At 41.3% G+C, this 18,621-nt stretch carries 25 protein-coding genes and 7 tRNA genes; 28 read left to right on the top strand and 4 right to left on the bottom strand.

Annotated features, from left to right (window positions below):
- The first annotated feature begins 69 nt into the window (after positions 1-69).
- Both KVT11_RS17870 and KVT11_RS17865 read left to right on the top strand, forming a co-directional pair.
- Entirely contained in the window at positions 70-549 is a 480-nt protein-coding gene (locus KVT11_RS17870) for a PH domain-containing protein (RefSeq protein WP_008346922.1), read from the top strand.
- A complete protein-coding gene (locus KVT11_RS17865) occupies positions 539-2,035 on the top strand; it encodes a PH domain-containing protein (RefSeq protein WP_217609104.1) in 1,497 nt (498 codons plus the stop codon). Before KVT11_RS17870 ends, KVT11_RS17865 begins: the two co-directional genes overlap by 11 nt.
- A gap of 55 nt (positions 2,036-2,090) precedes the next feature.
- On the opposite strand, the gene KVT11_RS17860 is transcribed toward KVT11_RS17865, so the two are convergent.
- Positions 2,091-2,696 (bottom strand): rhomboid family intramembrane serine protease, encoded by a 606-nt coding sequence (locus KVT11_RS17860; RefSeq protein ID WP_007496491.1) that lies wholly within the window; start codon positions 2,694-2,696, stop codon positions 2,091-2,093.
- A gap of 94 nt (positions 2,697-2,790) precedes the next feature.
- Between KVT11_RS17860 and acpS the strand changes: the two genes are divergently transcribed.
- The 14 genes from acpS (at position 2,791) to KVT11_RS17790 (ending at position 13,776) form a co-directional block, all read left to right on the top strand.
- On the top strand, positions 2,791-3,156 hold the full coding sequence (gene acpS / locus KVT11_RS17855; RefSeq protein ID WP_017358398.1) for a holo-ACP synthase: 366 nt from the start codon (positions 2,791-2,793) through the stop codon (positions 3,154-3,156).
- A gap of 160 nt (positions 3,157-3,316) precedes the next feature.
- Positions 3,317-4,333 carry an outer membrane lipoprotein-sorting protein gene (locus KVT11_RS17850; RefSeq protein WP_007496489.1) on the top strand — a complete coding sequence of 339 codons (1,017 nt, stop codon included), beginning with the start codon at positions 3,317-3,319 and terminating at the stop codon, positions 4,331-4,333.
- Positions 4,334-4,461: 128 nt separating this feature from the next.
- Positions 4,462-5,643: an alanine racemase gene (gene alr, locus KVT11_RS17845; RefSeq protein ID WP_035704220.1), complete on the top strand. Its 1,182-nt coding sequence runs from the start codon at positions 4,462-4,464 to the stop codon at positions 5,641-5,643.
- Positions 5,644-5,936: 293 nt separating this feature from the next.
- Positions 5,937-6,218, top strand: a complete 282-nt coding sequence (locus KVT11_RS17840; protein WP_003214273.1) for a hypothetical protein — start codon at positions 5,937-5,939, stop codon at positions 6,216-6,218.
- 4 nt (positions 6,219-6,222) lie between these two features.
- Positions 6,223-6,573: a type II toxin-antitoxin system endoribonuclease NdoA gene (gene ndoA, locus KVT11_RS17835; protein WP_003214169.1), complete on the top strand. Its 351-nt coding sequence runs from the start codon at positions 6,223-6,225 to the stop codon at positions 6,571-6,573.
- Between the two features lie 114 nt (positions 6,574-6,687).
- Complete coding sequence (locus tag KVT11_RS17830) at positions 6,688-7,518, top strand: RsbT co-antagonist protein RsbRA (protein WP_007496484.1); 831 nt, start codon at positions 6,688-6,690, stop codon at positions 7,516-7,518.
- A gap of 4 nt (positions 7,519-7,522) precedes the next feature.
- On the top strand, positions 7,523-7,891 hold the full coding sequence (gene rsbS / locus KVT11_RS17825) for an RsbT antagonist protein RsbS (RefSeq protein ID WP_003214235.1): 369 nt from the start codon (positions 7,523-7,525) through the stop codon (positions 7,889-7,891).
- A 2-nt stretch (positions 7,892-7,893) separates the two neighbouring features.
- On the top strand, positions 7,894-8,295 hold the full coding sequence (locus KVT11_RS17820) for an anti-sigma regulatory factor (RefSeq protein ID WP_003214085.1): 402 nt from the start codon (positions 7,894-7,896) through the stop codon (positions 8,293-8,295).
- A 10-nt stretch (positions 8,296-8,305) separates the two neighbouring features.
- Complete coding sequence (locus KVT11_RS17815) at positions 8,306-9,313, top strand: PP2C family protein-serine/threonine phosphatase (protein WP_048002360.1); 1,008 nt, start codon at positions 8,306-8,308, stop codon at positions 9,311-9,313.
- Between the two features lie 59 nt (positions 9,314-9,372).
- Positions 9,373-9,702: an anti-sigma factor antagonist gene (locus KVT11_RS17810; RefSeq protein ID WP_007496474.1), complete on the top strand. Its 330-nt coding sequence runs from the start codon at positions 9,373-9,375 to the stop codon at positions 9,700-9,702.
- On the top strand, positions 9,699-10,187 hold the full coding sequence (rsbW, locus tag KVT11_RS17805) for an anti-sigma B factor RsbW (RefSeq protein ID WP_007496471.1): 489 nt from the start codon (positions 9,699-9,701) through the stop codon (positions 10,185-10,187). Before KVT11_RS17810 ends, rsbW begins: the two co-directional genes overlap by 4 nt.
- Positions 10,153-10,941: an RNA polymerase sigma factor SigB gene (gene sigB / locus KVT11_RS17800; protein WP_012009000.1), complete on the top strand. Its 789-nt coding sequence runs from the start codon at positions 10,153-10,155 to the stop codon at positions 10,939-10,941. The genes rsbW and sigB overlap by 35 nt, the downstream gene beginning before the upstream one ends.
- Positions 10,941-11,540, top strand: a complete 600-nt coding sequence (locus KVT11_RS17795) for a PP2C family serine/threonine-protein phosphatase (protein WP_008346897.1) — start codon at positions 10,941-10,943, stop codon at positions 11,538-11,540. The genes sigB and KVT11_RS17795 overlap by 1 nt, the downstream gene beginning before the upstream one ends.
- A 76-nt stretch (positions 11,541-11,616) precedes the next feature.
- On the top strand, positions 11,617-13,776 hold the full coding sequence (locus KVT11_RS17790) for a Tex family protein (protein ID WP_116307463.1): 2,160 nt from the start codon (positions 11,617-11,619) through the stop codon (positions 13,774-13,776).
- 19 nt (positions 13,777-13,795) lie between these two features.
- Here the strand turns inward: KVT11_RS17790 and cmpA are convergent, their stop codons facing one another.
- Positions 13,796-13,930 carry a cortex morphogenetic protein CmpA gene (gene cmpA / locus KVT11_RS17785; RefSeq protein WP_116307466.1) on the bottom strand — a complete coding sequence of 45 codons (135 nt, stop codon included), beginning with the start codon at positions 13,928-13,930 and terminating at the stop codon, positions 13,796-13,798.
- 99 nt (positions 13,931-14,029) lie between these two features.
- Between cmpA and KVT11_RS17780 the strand changes: the two genes are divergently transcribed.
- From KVT11_RS17780 to KVT11_RS17740, 9 genes are all read left to right on the top strand, one after another.
- Entirely contained in the window at positions 14,030-14,497 is a 468-nt protein-coding gene (locus KVT11_RS17780) for a SprT family protein (protein WP_046527094.1), read from the top strand.
- Positions 14,498-14,614: 117 nt separating this feature from the next.
- Positions 14,615-14,689, top strand: a tRNA-Asn gene (locus tag KVT11_RS17775).
- Positions 14,690-14,693: 4 nt separating this feature from the next.
- A tRNA-Ser gene (locus KVT11_RS17770) sits at positions 14,694-14,784 on the top strand.
- Positions 14,785-14,793: 9 nt separating this feature from the next.
- A tRNA-Glu gene (locus KVT11_RS17765) sits at positions 14,794-14,865 on the top strand.
- A gap of 24 nt (positions 14,866-14,889) precedes the next feature.
- A tRNA-Gln gene (locus KVT11_RS17760) sits at positions 14,890-14,964 on the top strand.
- Positions 14,965-14,995: 31 nt separating this feature from the next.
- Positions 14,996-15,071, top strand: a tRNA-Lys gene (locus KVT11_RS17755).
- A gap of 7 nt (positions 15,072-15,078) precedes the next feature.
- Positions 15,079-15,161: transfer RNA gene (locus KVT11_RS17750), tRNA-Leu, on the top strand.
- Positions 15,162-15,209: 48 nt separating this feature from the next.
- A tRNA-Leu gene (locus KVT11_RS17745) sits at positions 15,210-15,293 on the top strand.
- A gap of 297 nt (positions 15,294-15,590) precedes the next feature.
- A complete protein-coding gene (locus KVT11_RS17740; RefSeq protein WP_189337200.1) occupies positions 15,591-15,740 on the top strand; it encodes a hypothetical protein in 150 nt (49 codons plus the stop codon).
- On the opposite strand, the gene KVT11_RS21130 is transcribed toward KVT11_RS17740, so the two are convergent.
- A complete protein-coding gene (locus tag KVT11_RS21130) occupies positions 15,723-15,929 on the bottom strand; it encodes a zinc-binding dehydrogenase (RefSeq protein ID WP_223255669.1) in 207 nt (68 codons plus the stop codon). The two genes, KVT11_RS17740 and KVT11_RS21130, sit on opposite strands and share 18 nt — an antisense overlap.
- A 135-nt stretch (positions 15,930-16,064) precedes the next feature.
- On the bottom strand, positions 16,065-16,454 hold the full coding sequence (locus KVT11_RS21125; protein WP_223255661.1) for an alcohol dehydrogenase catalytic domain-containing protein: 390 nt from the start codon (positions 16,452-16,454) through the stop codon (positions 16,065-16,067).
- A 177-nt stretch (positions 16,455-16,631) separates the two neighbouring features.
- Here KVT11_RS21125 and KVT11_RS17730 point away from each other — a divergent pair, with 177 nt between their 5' ends.
- From KVT11_RS17730 to KVT11_RS17720, 3 genes are all read left to right on the top strand, one after another.
- Positions 16,632-16,967, top strand: coding sequence for a winged helix-turn-helix transcriptional regulator (locus tag KVT11_RS17730; protein ID WP_116307468.1), 336 nt, complete (start codon positions 16,632-16,634; stop codon positions 16,965-16,967).
- 144 nt (positions 16,968-17,111) lie between these two features.
- Positions 17,112-17,906: an alpha/beta fold hydrolase gene (locus KVT11_RS17725; RefSeq protein WP_116307471.1), complete on the top strand. Its 795-nt coding sequence runs from the start codon at positions 17,112-17,114 to the stop codon at positions 17,904-17,906.
- Positions 17,907-18,174: 268 nt separating this feature from the next.
- A complete protein-coding gene (locus KVT11_RS17720) occupies positions 18,175-18,378 on the top strand; it encodes a cold-shock protein (RefSeq protein WP_003214229.1) in 204 nt (67 codons plus the stop codon).
- The last annotated feature ends 243 nt before the right edge of the window (positions 18,379-18,621 follow it).

The raw sequence follows: 18,621 nt of genomic DNA, 5'->3' as shown, positions 1-18,621 counted from the left end.
TCCTAATGAAACTTTTTAGGCTTTCTTTCGTAATATATTGATAGAAAAGTAAGAGAATGGGGGAAGAATGTGAGAAAACAGCCGCAACGTCAAATCAGCTTAAATGGATTAAAAGTATGGCGTCTTCAAAATGGAATTATCTCATTGATTTTCTTATTCATCATCATTGGGGTATTTGTAGCTAGTTATTATTTTCAATGGCCATATTGGATTGGAGCCATCCTCATCGGTTTGTGGATTTTACAGGTCATCTTCGGAATCTGGCTCATACCGAAAATCCGCCATCACATCTGGCGCTATGAAGTATTTGAGAACGAAATTGAAATACAGCACGGATTGATTCGTGTCACACGTGTCATTGTGCCAATGGTACGTGTTCAGCATGTGGATACATCTCAAGGGCCGCTTTTAAGGCGCTACCGGTTGGCATCTGTTCAAATTTCTACGGCTGCGACAGTGCATGATATTCCGGCACTGGAATTAGAAGAGGCAGATGAGCTTCGCGATTACATATCTCGATTAGCAAGGGTGACGGAAGATGATGTCTGAACCAAAACGTGTACATCCAATCTCGATGTTCATTGATTTTATATCAGATGCCGTATCCATGATCAAAAACTTCATTATCCCTTTTTTCGTGCTTATTTTTGTTAACTCGAATTCAAGTATTCGTTTTTATGCGTTCATTATTCTTGGGGTGCTTCTTTTATGGAAAGCTGTTTCAACCGTTTTAGCATGGAGACGATTCACCTACCGAATGGAAGACGATGAATTTCGAGTAGAATCAGGTGTCATCACCAAAAAGAAAAAGTATATCTCGTTAGAACGAATTCAAACGGTGAATACAAGTGAAGGCATCTTCCAGCGGATTTTCGGTTTGGTTCGGGTGCAAATCGAAACGGCAGGCGGGACGGATGGACCTGAAGTGAGCCTGACGGCCATTACAAAAGCAGAAGCTGAGCAACTAAAGCAATCGATTTTCAACCGGAAGAAAAGCTTGCAACAAGAAGAAATGATTGATGAAAATTTAGATCTCCCTGATCCTCTGACAGCGCAACAGCCTGTAGAAAAAGAAATCAGTGTTTCCTACCGAATGGGTATACCAGAGCTGCTTTTGGCTGCGACCACTTCAAGCGGAATCGGCGTCATTATTTCTGGATGTCTCGCCATTTACACACAAATAGATGAAATTCTGCCTTTGGACGGATTCCTCAAACGGTTTTCTTTTTTAAGTCATGCGAGTGTTGAGATTTATGCGATTCTCATATTTATTGCCGTATTGATTGCGTGGATTCTTAGTGTTGGGGTAACAGCCCTTCAATATGCGAATTTTACCGCAAAACGAAAAGGGAAAGACATCATCATCACAAGAGGACTCATCGAAAGGCATCAAATGACCATTCCGCTTGCGAGAATTCAAGCAGTGAAAATCAAAGAAAATATTCTGCGTGAACCATTTGGTTTTGCGACGGTCATGCTTGTCAGCGCAGGAGGTTCCATTACAGAAAAAGAGACCTCTTCTGTCTTATTTCCACTCATACGGAAGAAAAAAATCAATGAATTGTTAACGCAATTTACAGATCAATATCAGCTGGCACCAGAAAGTGATTTGAAAAAAGTGCCGAAGCGTTCACTGAAACGTTATCTGATATCTTACGGATTTGTTCCATTACTTGTAGGTATAATCCTTTCTGTACGTTTTCCACCATGGGGGTATTTGGCGCTGATTCCATTACCATTTGCCTTGTTCTTTGGGTATTTAGCCTATAAACAATCAGGATATGTGATCAAAGATCAACTAATTCAATTAACGACAAGAGGTATCGGCAAGACCACCGGAATTGTTTTAAGAAAACGAATGCAAAACTATACGATGACCCAATCCTATTTTCAAAAGAAAGGGCGGGTGGCAAGTATTCACACCTTTGTGAAGTCCTCTGCCTTGCTTGATTCCTTTGGTGTGCATCACCTTGAAGAGGAAGATGCTGAACGTGTATGCGATTGGTATTCCTATGAAACGAATCAATCAACTTAAACAAAAAATGTCGATCAGCTCCCGTTAAACGGAGTGATCGACATTTTTTATGAGCTTAATAGCGTCGTTTTTTTGAATGGAAGAATAGAGTGATCGGTGCTAGGATCATGCCGCCTATCAATCCAAATAAGTGGGCCATGATGTTGATGTTCGAGTTGACGAACGTCATAATAACAGAGACGCCGAGAATCGTTAAGATCACCTGAGAATTACCACGGTCCATCATATGCGGTTTAAATAGGACAAGATAAAGATAGACGCCAAATAAACCAAATATCGCACCAGAAGCCCCGACATGTACGTACTCTAAAGGCTCCACCCAATAGGTTCCGAGATTGCCAATGAATCCAGCACCCAGATAAATCACAAGAAATCGAACCTTTCCAAGCAAATACTCAAGTGCTGGAGCGAATAGGAAGAGCGACATGGAATTGAACAGAATATGTGTTAGACTTCCGTGAAGAAAAATAGGCGTTAAAAGCCGCCACCATTCTCCTGCTGCAACACCATAATTAAAACCAACGAGATGGTCCTGCCCAAGCTGGATCATTGGAATAGGGATCGCAAATAAAAGCCATAGGCCGATTTGCAAAGCAAGGATCGCTGTTACGATTGGATACGATCTAATAAATTGTTGAAAGCTCTCCGTTCGAATAAACATAACAAACCCCTTTTGACTAGATAATGGTAAGTTTATAGTAACACGTTTATGAAGCGAACATCCAAATTAGTACGAGTATCATAGGAGGTACCTCATGATTAAAGGAATCGGTATGGATATTGTAGAGATCGGCCGGCTGTCACGAGTTCTTAGCAGGCAGCCCCGTTTACCAGAACGAATTTTGACTTTACGTGAACAGGAAGTCTTTCACACACTAAGTGAAAAGAGACAGCTGGAGTTTCTGGCAGGGCGTTTTGCGGCGAAAGAAGCATTCGCAAAAGCATACGGTACGGGAATTGGTCAGTATATAAGCTTTCACGACATCGAGATACAAAAAGATGCGAACGGAAAACCCCTCATCAAAAGTGAGAAAACAAAAGAAGACTACGTTCATGTATCCATTACACACACAAAAGAATATGCTGCAGCACAAGTTTTAATTGAAAGGTTGTCAAGCTAGTCTGCATATTGTTTGTCCCCCCTTCATATATTGGGTAGTGCGATAAGGAAGGGCGAGTTGCTAACAGGCTTTGATGGTTCGCGGTACGCAGTTAACTCTTGAGGCGTACTGTTAAAGTCAAACAAGCGGTTTCTTCCTTTTAACACAATTAACGAAGGGGTTGAAAAGGGTGAGAAAAAGCTTTGTTTTGCTTGTAACGGGGATCCTTTTTGTATTGATTCTCTCCGCATGCGGTCAAAAATCTCAACAAGATATCGTTGGAGATTTAAACAAAAAGGCAGAGGAAATGACATCATACAAAGCCAAAGCAAAAATGACCATTGAGACAGGAAATGATCCGCAGGAATACCATGTGGAAATTTGGTACAAGAAGCCGGAGCTTTACCGTGTCTATTTAGAAAATCCGAAGAAGGATCAGAGTCAAGTCATTTTAAGAAATGGCAATGGTGTATTTGTGCTGACACCTTCATTAAACAAAAGCTTCCGCTTCCATAGTGATTGGCCGAACAACAGCAGTCAGGTGTATTTATTTGAATCACTTGTGAAAGACATTAAAAATGACAGTGCAGCTCAGTTCAAAGCAAAAGAGTCGAAGTACGTTTTTGAAACAAAAACCAACTATCAGCACAACCAAATGCTGCCGACCCAAGAGATTACCTTTCATAAAAAAACAATGGCGCCTGCTAGTGTGAAAGTACTGGATAGCGATAAAAAGCCAATGGTGAAAGTAGAATTCTCTCACTTTGAATTCAACAAATCCTTTGACAAAGACGCCTTTGATGAGAAGAAAAATATGACACTTTCTCAAATGGATGTTGCCACAAGCGCAGATCCATCTGACAGCTTTGCTGTGAAAACGCCTGTGGATATGCCAGAGGGCGTGAAGAAAATGGAAGAGAAAGAAATGACAACAGATGCTGGAAAGCGGTATGTGATGACGTATGGCGGAAAGAAATCCTTCACGCTCATTCAGGAAAAAGCGCGGGTAGCAGAAGCGTCTACGCCTGTGACGATGAATGGCGAGCCAGTCGATCTTGGCATGACAGTGGGTGTTCTGACAGACAAATCTCTTTCTTGGACATCTGATGGAGTTGACTACTTAATTTCTTCAAGTGATTTATCGAAAGAAGAACTCTTAATGGTCGCCAAAAGTGTAGAAGGACAGTCAGCGAAATAGGCGAGATTCTTAACATAACAACAAATCAGCCCTGTGCAGGGGCTGATTTTCTTTGAGTTGTTTCACATTATTCTGGATTTTTAGTATCATAATGAAGTATTGAATCATTCAATAGGGAAGTGTGATGAATGGACACAAATGCCTTTTATAGAGACACATGGGCAGAAATTGATTTAACAGCAATCAAGCATAATGTTTCACATATGAAAGACCATATTGGTCAAAGCGTCCAACTAATGGCTGTTGTGAAAGCCAATGCATATGGACATGGAGATATAGAAGTGGCAAGAGCTGCCCTCGAAGCAGGAGCAGACCTGTTAGCCGTCGCTTTTTTAGATGAAGCCATTTCTTTAAGAAATAAAGGCATCAAAGCCCCGATTCTTGTGCTCGGCGCAGTACCGTCAGAGTATGTCAAAGTCGCCGTTAGATACAACGTTATCATGACCGCTTACTCGATCGATTGGCTGAGAGAAGTCGTCAAAGTGATGAAAGGGCAGATGGGACAACCCATTCGTTTCCACTTGAAAATCGACAGCGGCATGAATCGGTTAGGTGTGAAAACAATCGAGCAGGTGAGCGAAGTAAAAGAGCTTGTCCACGATCATTCTTTTTTACAGCTGGAAGGCGTATTTACTCACTTTGCCACAGCGGATGAAAAAGATGAAAACTACTTCGGTATGCAGGTTGATACGTTTAAAACATTGCTTCAACCGCTTCATACGGACAAACTGCTCATTCATTGCGCCAACAGTGCAGCAGGTCTAAGGTTTAAAGACACTTTATTTAATATGGTTCGTTTTGGCATCAGTATGTACGGGCTGTCGCCGTCGGAAGAAATCAAGGATGAATTGCCGTTTCAACTGGAAGAAGCATTATCTCTTCATACAAAACTTGCACATGTAAAGCCCATTCAAAAGGGTGAGAGCGTGAGCTATGGTGCAACTTATACAGCGAATCAAGATACATGGATTGGTACGATTCCAATCGGGTATGCAGACGGCTGGATCAGGAAGCTTGCCGGAACAGAAGTGCTCGTTGGCGGAAAACGCCGAAAAATTGCTGGAAGGGTGTGCATGGATCAATTCATGGTTGATTTGAAAAAGGACATTCCGGCAGGGGAGCCAGTCGTGCTCATCGGCACACAAGGCGAAGACAGGATATCTGTCGATGAAATAGCCAAGCGGCTTGAAACCATTAACTACGAAGTCACATGTTCTGTTGGTTACCGCGTCCCAAGAGTCTATATAGAGGACGGCGAAAGGGTTCGTGTACGAAATCCGCTGCTTCAAGGCGGTCCAAGCTTTTTATAAACAGCATCCACGGGAACGATGTTCAAACTGACATCGTTCTCTTTTATTCTACAAAGGCATCATAAACATTCTCCCTTTTTTAGAGATTTTGGAAATACCGTATGATTTTCGGAAAAAAGCGTATAATGGGAAAGAGGAACTCCATTATCATCTTGATTTACGGGTGGCGAGCCGCTTCATGTTCTAATAAGAAATCATGAAAAAACAGCTTTGCTTGTGCATTGAATAATGGTATGATTAGTCTTGGAATGGATCGAAACGGTATCCGTAAGTTTTGTGGAGGTGTATGTTTTTTGTCTGAATCCAGCGCAACAAACGAAATGAAGATTCGACTGCCGGAGGCTTTAATGTCTGAGATCGAACGAGTAGCAGAGCAGGATAAGGTAACAAGAAATGAATTGATCTACCGAGCGACAAAAACGTATATTCGTGAACGTAATATTCGACAAAATCGTGAATCGATGAGACGCGGCTACATGGAGATGGCGAAAATTAATCTGAATATCTCTTCAGAGGCACAATACGCAGAATTTGAGGCTGAGAATACAGTTGAGCGATTAGTCAGCGGGGGTTAAACATTTGATTGTTAAACGCGGTGATGTTTACTTTGCTGATTTATCTCCTGTTGTTGGCTCCGAGCAGGGCGGGGTTCGCCCGGTATTGGTGATTCAAAATGACATTGGAAATCGCTTCAGCCCGACTGCTATCGTTGCAGCCATAACAGCCCAAATACAAAAAGCGAAATTACCGACTCACGTCGAAATTAATGCAAAGCGCTACGGCTTTGAACGAGATTCTGTCATTCTTTTGGAACAAATTCGTACAATCGATAAACAAAGATTGACAGATAAAATCACACATCTTGATGATGAGATGATGGAGAAGGTTGATGAAGCCTTACAAGTTAGTTTGGCTCTTATTGATTTTTAATATGGTGATACTTGGTTGCTCTACTGGGAGCAACTTTTTTTGTGTTCAATTTTTTTTAACGTTATAATGAAGAAAGACTAAAGAAGAGCTTTAAATGTAAGTAGGGGGTAAAACATGTCGAATCATATCGTGTTAGCTTTTGCAAGAAAGCACCAAAAGGAATTAGAAAAAGAGTGGACGGACATTTTAAAACGACTCGGAGAAAAAGAAACGGACATGATGCTGAACGACAAAATGTATGAAACCATCTGTTCGGAATATGTTCAACTCATCATTACATCTCTTTCAGAGGGGGATCATGAGGATTTTGAAGAAAAAGTGCAAAATTTTGCTTTAAAAATTGTTCAAATGGGTATATCACTTAAGTTACTGGCAAACGGTCTAACAGAAATCCGTACACATTTATATGAAAAAATGAACGATGACAAAGATACAACACAAGAAAGTCATGACCTCATCTGGCAAATCGATCGATTCATTACACCCATCCATAATGAGATCTTAAACCAGTATTCCATCTCATGGGAAAAAACCGTCAGCCTTCAAAAAATTGCGCTGCAGGAACTGTCTGCCCCGCTAATCCCTGTATTTGAGCACATCACCGTCATGCCACTTGTTGGAACAATTGATACAGATCGTGCGAAAAAAATTATGGAGAACCTGCTTAATGGTGTCGTCAAACATCGCTCACAGGTCGTCTTGATTGATATCACGGGTGTACCTGTCGTGGACACAATGGTGGCCCACCATATCATTCAAGCGTCAGAGGCTGTGAGATTAGTAGGAGCGAAGTGTTTACTTGTCGGTATTCGCCCAGAAATAGCCCAAACGATCGTTAACCTTGGAATTGATTTATCTCAGGTTACAACAAAGAATACCCTTCAAAAAGGAATTCAAACTGCTTTGGAAATGACAAATCGAAAAATTGTTTCATTGGAGGGATAACCAATTGAGAAATCACCCGAAGATTCCAATCTTAAAATTATATAATTGTCTTCTGATTTCAATACAGTGGGAGCTTGATGATCAAACAGCTCTTCACTTTCAAGAAGACTTACTGAATAAAATTCATGAAACAGGAGCAAACGGTGTGGTCATTGACTTAACATCCGTCGATATGATTGATTCATTTATCGCCAAGGTATTAGGTGATGTGATCACCATGTCCAAGCTCATGGGGGCAAAAGTTGTATTAACAGGAATACAACCGGCAGTCGCTGTGACGCTTATTGAACTTGGCATTTCACTGGAAGAAATTCAGACAGCACTAGATCTTGAACAAGGGCTTGAGACACTGAAGCGGGAATTGGGGGAATAGATATGAAAGACCAATCCTGTGTAAAAATATTGACGGAATGGGACATAGTCGCAGCAAGACAATTGGGGCGCAATGTTGCAAAAGAACTTGGTTTTGGAACAGTTGACCAAGCAAGAATTACGACGGCCATTTCAGAATTAGCTCGTAACATCTATTTATACGCTGGTAAAGGTCAGATTTGTATAGAAGAAGTGATGGAGCGCGGAAAGCGTGGACTCAAAGTCATCGCAGCCGATGAGGGGCCTGGCATCATGGATATACGCAAAGTAATGGAAGACGGATTTTCTACATCAGGCGGACTCGGAGCAGGCTTGCCGGGCGTCAGAAGACTGATGGATGAATTTAAATTAGATTCCGCACCAGAACAAGGAACGGAGATACAAGCTGTCAAGTGGCTTCGCTAGGAGGGAAACCATGGATTTTAAGGAGGTAATGGAGCAGCGGTATCATCAGCTGCTCAGTCGTTATATCAGTGATTTAACTGAAACATCGCTTTATCAAGCTCAAAAATTTAGCCGTAAAACCATTGAGCATCAAATACCTCCTGAAGAAATAGTGAGTGTTCACCGAAAAGTGATTCAGGAGCTTTACCCTGATTTGCCGGAAGATGTCTTTCATTCACTGGACTTCTTAATTGAAGTCATGATTGGATACGGACTTGCCTACCAGGAGCATTTAACACTAAGAGGCATCCAGCAAGAAATTAAGTCGGAAATTGAAATTGCTGCAAATGTTCAGCAAACCCTTCTGGAAACGAAAATTCCAGAAGGAGACACATTTGATATCGGAGCCATCAGTGTGCCGGCAAAACAGATGAGTGGGGATTATTACCATTTCGTAACAGATCACGATACAATCAATATCGCGATTGCAGATGTGATTGGGAAAGGCATTCCAGCTGCGCTCTGTATGTCGATGATTAAGTATGCGATGGATTCCTTGCCAGAGTCAGGCAGCGGCCCAACGAAAGTGCTCAAAACCCTTAATCGTGTGGTCGAGCAAAACGTAGACCCAAGCATGTTTATCACCATGTTTTATGGCAGCTATAATAAAGAAACACATGAATTTAAGTACGCATCGGCTGGACATGAGCCGGGCTTTTTCTATTGCAAAAAAGAGAATCATTTTTACGATTTAGATGCAAAAGGTCTTGTCCTTGGAATCGCACCAGACTTTGATTACAGGGAGTATGAGCAGCATTTGGACGTAGGAGATATGGTGATCTTATTTTCAGATGGGGTCACCGAATCCAAGTCAGAGGACGGCTTCTTAGAGCGCGAAGATATCAAAGCGCTCATAGCAGAGCATCTTTCCTATTCAGCGCAGGAAATGGTCGACGCTATCTATGCAAGCTTACTCAAATTACAAGATTTTCAGCTTCACGATGACTTTACTTTACTTGTCCTTAAAAGAAAGGTTTAGAAAGTGAATATGCGGGTATATAAAACTTTAGGAAACAAGAATTTCGAGGTGAATGCATAATGAATATGTCTGTAAAAGAGCATCAAATTGATCATAAGACGAAAATTAGTGTCAGCGGAGAAATCGATGTGTACTCTGCTCCTCAGCTAAGAGAAACACTCATGCCTAAAGCCGAGGCGGGAGAGCATCTAGAGATCTGTTTGAAGGATGTTACGTATATGGATAGTACAGGATTAGGTGTATTTGTTGGGTTGTTTAAAGCAGCTCAAAAAGCAGGTGGAACACTAAAGCTTGAGAACTTGTCGGATCGGCTTATCAGATTGTTTGAAATCACTGGACTAAAGGACATCATTGACATTTCTGCAAAGTCAGAGGGTGGGGTACAATGAACGAATCAGTAGATCTAATCGAGATGAAAATACCGGCGAAACCAGAATACGTAGGCATCATTCGTCTGACTCTTTCAGGCGTTGCAAGCCGGATGGGCTATGCCTACGAAGAGATTGAGGACTTGAAAATTGCCGTCAGTGAGGCATGTACAAATGCAGTTCAGCATGCCTATAAAGGTGCAGATGGCGAAGATGGAGAGGTAGCGGTTCGCTTTCTTGTCTATGAAGATCGTCTAGAAATCATTGTCGCTGATAAAGGCGGTAGCTTTGACTTTAAGCAAAAGCAGGAAGACCTAGGGCCGTACACATCTGCTCATACGGTGGATCAATTGGCAGAAGGAGGTCTTGGTTTATACTTAATGCAAACATTGATGGATGAAGTCGAGGTGCAAGCAAACTCCGGAGTTACCGTGGCGATGACAAAGTTTTTAAACAGGGAGCGAGTTGACCATGACACAACCATCCAAAACTATGAAACTAACTAAAGATGAAGTGGATCGCCTCATTCAAAGCTATCAATCCAACCAAGACGAGCAGGCGCAGCTGACACTAGTTGAGTGTTATACAAATCTTGTGGATATGCTCGCGAAGAAATACTCCAAAGGAAAAAGCTTTCATGAGGATTTAAGACAAGTTGGAATGATTGGTCTACTCGGCGCAATTAAGCGTTATGATCCACTTGTCGGTAAGTCATTTGAGGCATTTGCCATTCCAACCATTATCGGGGAAATCAAACGCTTTTTACGTGATAAAACATGGAGTGTCCATGTACCAAGACGAATTAAAGAGCTTGGACCAAGAATCAAGATGGCAGTTGATCACCTGACAACGGAAACGCAAAAGTCACCTAAAGTACAAGAAATTGCAGAATATCTAGATGTAACAGAAGAAGAAGTTCTTGAAACAATGGAGATGGGCAAAAGCTATCAAGCGCTGTCTGTTGACCAAGGCGTAGAGGCTGATTCTGAAGGAAGCACTGTGACGATTTTAGACGTTGTCGGCTCACAAGAAGAAGGGTACGAACGTGTAAACCAAAAAATGATGCTTGAAAGTGTGCTTCACGTTCTGACAGATAGAGAAAAAGAAATTATCAATCTCACGTATTTGCAAAATAAAAGCCAGAAAGAAACAGGCGATTTACTCGGCATATCTCAAATGCATGTATCAAGGCTGCAGCGGAAGGCAGTTAAAAAGCTACGAGATGCATTGTCAGAAGATGCGTCTATGGAGCTAGGGTAATGAAGCAGATCGAACAGCATGAGCATGTAAACGCCATTATCTATCAATCGAACAAAGAAGGAAAATCATGCTGCGGGGACAGTTTTTTTATTAAAGCAGATGATGAAGAACTAATTTGTGCTGTCGCAGACGGATTAGGCAGCGGCCAGTTCGCCAATGAATCATCTTCTTTAGTCAGCGAAATTGTCGAAGAATATGGACATGAGGATGTAACAACCCTCATCGATAGATGCAATCAGGCCATGAAAAATAAACGCGGGGCCACTGTAGCCATATTAAAGGTGAATTTTTCCCAGCAGCAGTTTACCTATTGTTCGGTTGGCAATATCCGATTTATCTTGAATGCACCTTCTGGCGACTATATTTATCCACTTCCGACATCAGGATATCTATCAGGTAAACCTAGAAAATACAAAACATACACCTATTCCTACGAAAAAGGATCGACATTCATTATGTATTCCGACGGACTGAATGTGCCAAACATGCGAATGTGTTTAAAGCATAGCCATTCAGTTGCAGACATCGCCAAACAACTTGAAACATACACACAAGACAAGAAGGACGATCTCACCTATGTACTTGGTCAGCTTACATGAAATAGCTGACCTTTTTTCTGTTTTGCCAGTTTTTTTGATACACTAAAAGAGAAGACACAGTGAGAGGATGCAAAGTATGAAGACATCTGACTTTTTATTGAAACAAATTGCGACAGAGTTAAAGCTTTCAACAAAACAAATTGGAAGTGTGATCCAGCTATTAGAGGATGGTAACACCGTCCCGTTTATTGCACGTTACCGAAAAGAACAGACAGGCTCGCTAGACGAGGTGCAAATTCAAACCATTTCTGAACGCTATACATATATCCAAAATGTGACGAATCGAAAAGAAGAAGTGATTCGCTTAATCGCTGAACAAGACAAATTAACTGATGAATTAAAACAGAAGATCGAGCAAGCGCATAAGTTGCAAGAGGTCGAAGATTTATATCGTCCATTTAAACAAAAGCGTAAAACAAAGGCAAATGTAGCCAAAGCAAAAGGACTTGAGCCGCTTGCGGAGTATTTACTGAAGCTGCCAAACGATGAGATCGAAAAGAAAGCATCGGCTTTTATTAATGAAGAAAAAGAAGTCACAACAGCAGAAGAAGCACTGGAGGGCGCCCAGCACATCATTGCTGAACAGCTTGCGGATGATCCTGATATGCGGAAATGGATTCGCAGTGAGACGTACCAAAAGGGAAGTCTTGTCACATCAGGAAAAGACGTTGAAAACGACGAGAAAAACGTCTATGAAATGTATTACGACTATCAAGAGCCGATTAAAAAAATTGTGCCTCATCGTGTACTTGCGGTCAACCGAGGCGAGAAAGAAGGGATTTTGAAAGCAGCCATCGAGCCACCTGCTGAAAATATTCGTTTCTACCTCGATAAACAAGTCTTAAAAGGCAAGCAAACGACGGCGAGGCCTTACATTGAAGCGGCCATTGATGATGCATACAAGCGCTTGATTCAGCCTTCAATTGAACGGGAAATACGAAAAGAGCTGACAGAAAAAGCAGAGGAACAAGCCATTCATATTTTCGCTGAAAACTTAAGAAAGCTCCTTCTTCAACCGCCGATGAAAGGAAAACGTGTACTTGGGGTGGACCCTGCATTTCGTACAGGCTGTAAATTAGCCGTCGTGGATGATACAGGAAAAGTCCATCATATTGGCGTCATTTATCCGCACCCGCCTGTGCAGAAAAAAGCGGAAGCCAAACAAAAAGTGAAAGAAATCATTCAATCATCCAACATTGAAGTCATTGCGATCGGAAACGGAACAGCCTCAAGAGAGACCGAACAATTCATCGCAGACTTGATCCAAGAGTTGGACCAGCCAGTTTCATATTTGATCGTGAATGAAGCAGGGGCAAGTGTATACTCTGCATCTGCGCTGGCAAGAGAAGAGTTTCCAGACTTGCAAGTGGAAGAACGAAGCGCTATATCCATTGCTCGAAGATTACAAGATCCATTAGCAGAGCTCGTGAAAATTGATCCGAAGTCTGTCGGAGTAGGCCAATACCAACATGACGTGAGCCAAAAGCAATTAAACAGCTCCTTAACCTTCGTGGTGGAGACGGTCGTCAACCAAGTCGGTGTGAACGTTAATACAGCTTCACAGGCACTGCTGCAATATGTGTCAGGTCTTTCAAAAGCCGTCGCAGGGAACATCGTCAAGCGCCGCGAAGAGATTGGCAGATTCACAAGCAGAAAAGAGCTGAAGGATATCCCAAGGCTTGGTGCAAAGACTTATGAGCAGTGTATCGGCTTCCTGCGCATCACAGATGGACAAGATCCACTTGATCGCACGGGTATTCACCCTGAAAGCTATAAAGAAACAAAACAGTTCTTACGCATGATTAAGATGACGCCAGACGATCTTGGTACAGAACAGTTAAAAGAGAAAATTGCAGGGGTGAAGCTGGACGAAGCAGCAGAACAGCTTGAAATTGGTTCAATCACTCTTCAAGATATCATTGATCAGCTCACAAGACCTGAGCGTGATCCGCGCGATGAAGTACCAAAGCCGCTACTCAAAACAGATGTATTGAAATTAGAGGACTTGAAGCAAGGGATGGAGCTGCAAGGAACGGTGAGAAACGTCGTAGACTTCGGCGCATTCGTTGATATTGGTGTCAAGCAGGACGGGCTTGTCCATATTTCAAAGCTAAGCAACCGCTTTGTGAAGCATCCGCTTGACGTTGTATCAGTTGGTGATATTGTGACTGTATGGGTAGACTCCGTTGACAAGGCAAAAGGCCGGGTAGCTCTATCGATGCTAAAACCAGAGTAAACAAAAAACGAGGCGCACCTTAGGATGGGGTGTGCCTTGATGTGACTGAATGTTTTTTTCTATAGAAGTACCAGCATTGATTGAGCAATTTGATTTTATAATGATTTTTCTCATAAAATGCTTTCTGCATCTGATTTTTCAGCCAGTTGGGCATCGCCCATTCCTCCTTTGATCAAAACAGTGGGTGTACCTTCAATGTATGCAAAGGGGAAATTGTCCCGTTCGAGGTTTTTATAGAAAGGAACGATCTTGATTGAACGAAAGAGAGTTACAGCAGTTAACAGAAGACATTTCAGAGCAGTTCTTTGGTAAGGCGTTTCGCCATCAGGCTGTTTTTAATGACCGTCTTAAAACGACAGGCGGGCGATATTTACTTGGAACACACAATATTGAGCTAAATCGCCGATATCTTGAGGAGCATGGCAGAGACGAATTGATCGGTATCATTAAGCATGAACTATGTCATTATCACCTGCACCTTGAAGGAAAGGGCTATCAGCATCGGGACAGGGATTTTCGTGAACTCTTGCAGCAAGTAGGAGCCCCGCGCTTTTGTACCCCGCTGAAGACCGTTCAAAAGAAAAAAAGAGCGGTGACGCTTCATTATTACGTGTGCACAGGTTGCGGAAGACATTATACGAGGAAGCGCCGATTTGACACCACGCGATATGTCTGCGGGATTTGTCATGGGAAGTTAAAAAAGGAAGGGGAAAAGGCTTGACTGTTATATTAGTATATGTTAAATTATAAAAGCCGTCGCAAATGGAGCAGGAATGAAACGTTTAAAAATTCTTGACACATTTTTCTGGCATAGATATAATGAAACATGTCTTATTATTCCGCAGTAGCTCAGTGGTAGAGCTATCGGCTGTTAACCGATCGGTCGTAGGTTCGAGTCCTACCTGCGGAGCCATAATGGAGAAGTACTCAAGTGGCTGAAGAGGCGCCCCTGCTAAGGGTGTAGGTCGCGCGAGCGGCGCGAGGGTTCAAATCCCTCCTTCTCCGCCATTATGATATGGCCCGTTGGTCAAGCGGTTAAGACACCGCCCTTTCACGGCGGTAACACGGGTTCGAATCCCGTACGGGTCATGTTTTCTTTTTATGTTGATTCGTTGGGCTATAGCCAAGCGGTAAGGCAACGGACTTTGACTCCGTCATGCGTTGGTTCGAATCCAGCTAGCCCAGCCATTTTTTATATATGTTTTTCTGCATAGCAGATGAGCCATTAGCTCAGTTGGTAGAGCATCTGACTTTTAATCAGAGGGTCGAAGGTTCGAGTCCTTCATGGCTCACCATTGTCACGCGGGTGTGGCGGAATTGGCAGACGCGCTAGACTTAGGATCTAGTGTCTTTATGACGTGGGGGTTCAAGTCCCTTCACCCGCATTGTTTTTTCAAACAGTGCACTTATGAATATATGAGCACATCATACACGCGGTCGTGGCGGAATGGCAGACGCGCTAGGTTGAGGGCCTAGTGGGTGAATAACCCGTGGAGGTTCAAGTCCTCTCGGCCGCATCTAAGAAACCAAAGGTGGTAGACCTTTGGTTTTTTTGTTTTATTTTCAATGTTCTTATTTTGGAGAGAAAAATTTGTATAATATTATATTCCTCGAGTAAGAGCATGATATGATCTGTGTTAAAATATTATACTTCCCCTAAGTTTGATTTTGTTACAAATTCATCATAAAATGTAAAATATTTTAATTTTATGGATGTCGAGTATATTTCGAAATTTCATATTCTTCAAGGTCTGTATTTAAAAGAAGATAAGCATTTGTTATACCGATGTTTTAGGTTCTTAAAAAGTAGGAAAATGTATAGTGATATTGAAGACTTTGCATTAGAAGCAGCTGAATACTTTAGAAGAGCTGGAAGATTTGAAATGGCTACCAAGCATGCACCTTTTGCAACAGAAAAATTAAATAATGTCATGTCATTTGATGGTTTATTTGTTATCAAGTAAATTTATGATACGTTTTCCTCGTCCACCTCCAGTTTCTAAGGAATGATGAGCTTTGGCAACATCAGATAAAAGATAAATGCTATCAACAACTGGTCTGACCTTGTTGGAATCTACATAAGATGCTAATTCTTTTAAAATTTCATTTTTGGGGTTTGCGCTGAATGTGCGAACTCTACGAGAACCGAAAATAGTTGAAGTTAATATATATATATGAAGGACGAAAAACTAGGAAATCCAATAGTAACCATTCTACCGTTCTTTGCAAGCAAGCGCCTATAATGTTTAAGGTCAGTTCCTACTGTGTCCATAACTACATCAAACTTTTTAAGATATGAGATCAATCTTTATAGGAGTTTTAGATATTTTCACAGGTGATATAGCTACATATTCAGCAGCACTACCAATTTGGTTCCTTAAATTAATAGGGAGAACCCCCCACACATTATCACCTAATTGATAACTTTTTACGTTCGACCCTACTTCAACAACCTCTCCAGAAAAATCTGCTCCTGTCCCTTTAGGGAATTGATTACCCGTTAATCGTTTTAACTTACCTGATCGAAACAGTGTATCCATAGAGTTTACACTCGACCCATGTACACGAATGAGTACTTCTCCAGATTCTATAACTGGTCTTGATATAAAATCTTCAAAAAGAACATTCGGTGATCCATAATTAGTGTATTGTGCAGCGCGCATCTTTTCATTTTTCATTTACTCACTCCATCTCCTTAAAAAGTAATGACTTGAAGGGTTTTTATAATCAATTTGGCTCTCTAATACATGGATGACACGGTTTACATATTTGATTATAATAAATGGAATTGATTTAACAAGTACGCAATATAAACTGCTTAAGGAAGGAAAAACTGACTAAGGGGTGGATAAAATATGACTGAAAGTGAGCTGAATAAAGCGATAGCTCCAGCGAGTTATGCATTAAATATATTAGCGGGAAAATGGAATTTAAAAATCTTAGCTGTACTATGTAGTTACAATGAGATTCGATATAATGAGTTAAAGCGTAAAGTGTATGGAATTACAGGAACAATGCTCAATCAATCATTAAAGGACCTGATTGAAAACGGAATTGTTCAACGAGTTCAGTATAATGAAGTTCCATCAAGAGTAGAATATTCATTGACTGGGGCAGGGCTAGAGCTGATCCCTATATTTGAACAACTTCTTTTATGGGGTGAAACCCAATTAGAAAAATCAAAGTCATAGTAAAATCCATATACGTGAGAAGTTCGTTGGGGAATCATAGCATAGTTCCTAACAAAGATTTTATTCACTTTAAGCTATGATGAAGAAAAACAACAAAAAATCTTGAGATTACTAGGGAAGCGCTAGAAAAGGGGATGCAAATACATGTCAATTTACCATAAAGTCATTGGAGAAGGATTTCCGATCGTGATATTGCATGGTTGGACACTTGACCATAAAGTGATGTTCCATGCATTGGAACCGGTATTTGAAAAACAAAGCGGTTGGAAGAGAATATACATAGACTTACCGGGGATGGGACGTTCCGAGGCGCATCCATCTATTCAGAACTCTGATGATATGTTAGAAGCGGTATTGCGTCTTTTGGATGAGCTGATCCCTGATGAACAGTTTATTGTTTGCGGTTATTCATATGGAGGATATATAGCTAGAGGTATCGTTCATTCACGCCGGGAAAACATTCGTGGGTTGCTGCTGATAGCGCCAATGACTATACCCGAATTTGATAAAAGAGTTGTTCCAGAGAAGACCGTTCTGAAAAGTGACAGTCACTTGATTTCACAACTGTCTTCAGAAGAGGCGGATGAATTTTGCTCCATGGCCGTTGTGCAAGGAAAGATGGAATGGGAAAGATTCCGCGATGAAATTTACCTTCCTTCTAAACAAACAAATCATGAATTCATCAATAACATTCTTCAAAATGGATATGGCTTTACCTTCGATATTTCTTCTGAATTTCAGTATCCTACGCTCATTATCACAGGACGTCAAGACCATGTCGTCGGATATCACGATGCGTGGCGGCTGATCGAAGACTATCCAAGGGCCACTTTTGCAGTGCTTGATATGGCTGGTCACAACCTGCAGATTGAACAACCCGATGTGTTTCATTCATTAGTACATAACTGGTTAAATAGACTTGAGCCGGAAAATGTGTAGTATTTATCAATAAGAGTTTACTGGAGTGAGACGGAACTAGATTATTCTTTTTACCATCAAGCCACCTCTCTTATTTGAGTCACTATATCATGTGTGATATGCTTTTAAATCAACAAATTGCAATTATTTCCGATTCATGCTATAATAAAAAGTAATTATTTTTGTTCGGCGTAAAGGATAGTATGAAGATTGACTTTTCGTCTTGAGGGTACTTTGGGCAAGGATAGTATAATACATTGTGTGGTAAACGCACGAGGAGGCAACAATCATGGAACAAGGTACAGTAAAATGGTTTAACGCAGAAAAAGGTTTTGGATTTATCGAACGTGAAGAAGGCGACGATGTATTCGTACATTTCTCAGCTATCCAAGGTGACGGATTCAAATCTTTAGACGAAGGTCAAAAAGTAACATTTGACGTAGAGCAAGGTTCTCGTGGAGCTCAAGCTGCTAACGTTCAAAAAACTGCTTAATCTTCCTTTTTCAAAACAGGTTCTCTACAGAGGGCCTGTTTTTTTGCATGAAAAAACCCTACTTAGCGTACAAGTAGGGAGATGGTGCAAGGTATTCGTAAAAAATTTCATGCTTCAAAGGTTAGTAACAGTATATCATATTAGATTTACAAAATGCGGAATTTCCCTAAATAATTTCTTTTTCTTTACTGGTCGAAGATAGGGGGATTTGTTCGTAGAGAAAATGTATTCAAAAAATGGGGA

Origin of the sequence: Bacillus sp. GbtcB10 (assembly GCF_019091365.1) — a bacterium.
Classification (GTDB): domain Bacteria; phylum Bacillota; class Bacilli; order Bacillales; family Bacillaceae; genus Bacillus; species Bacillus altitudinis.
This window is presented reverse-complemented; position numbering and strand designations above follow the sequence as displayed.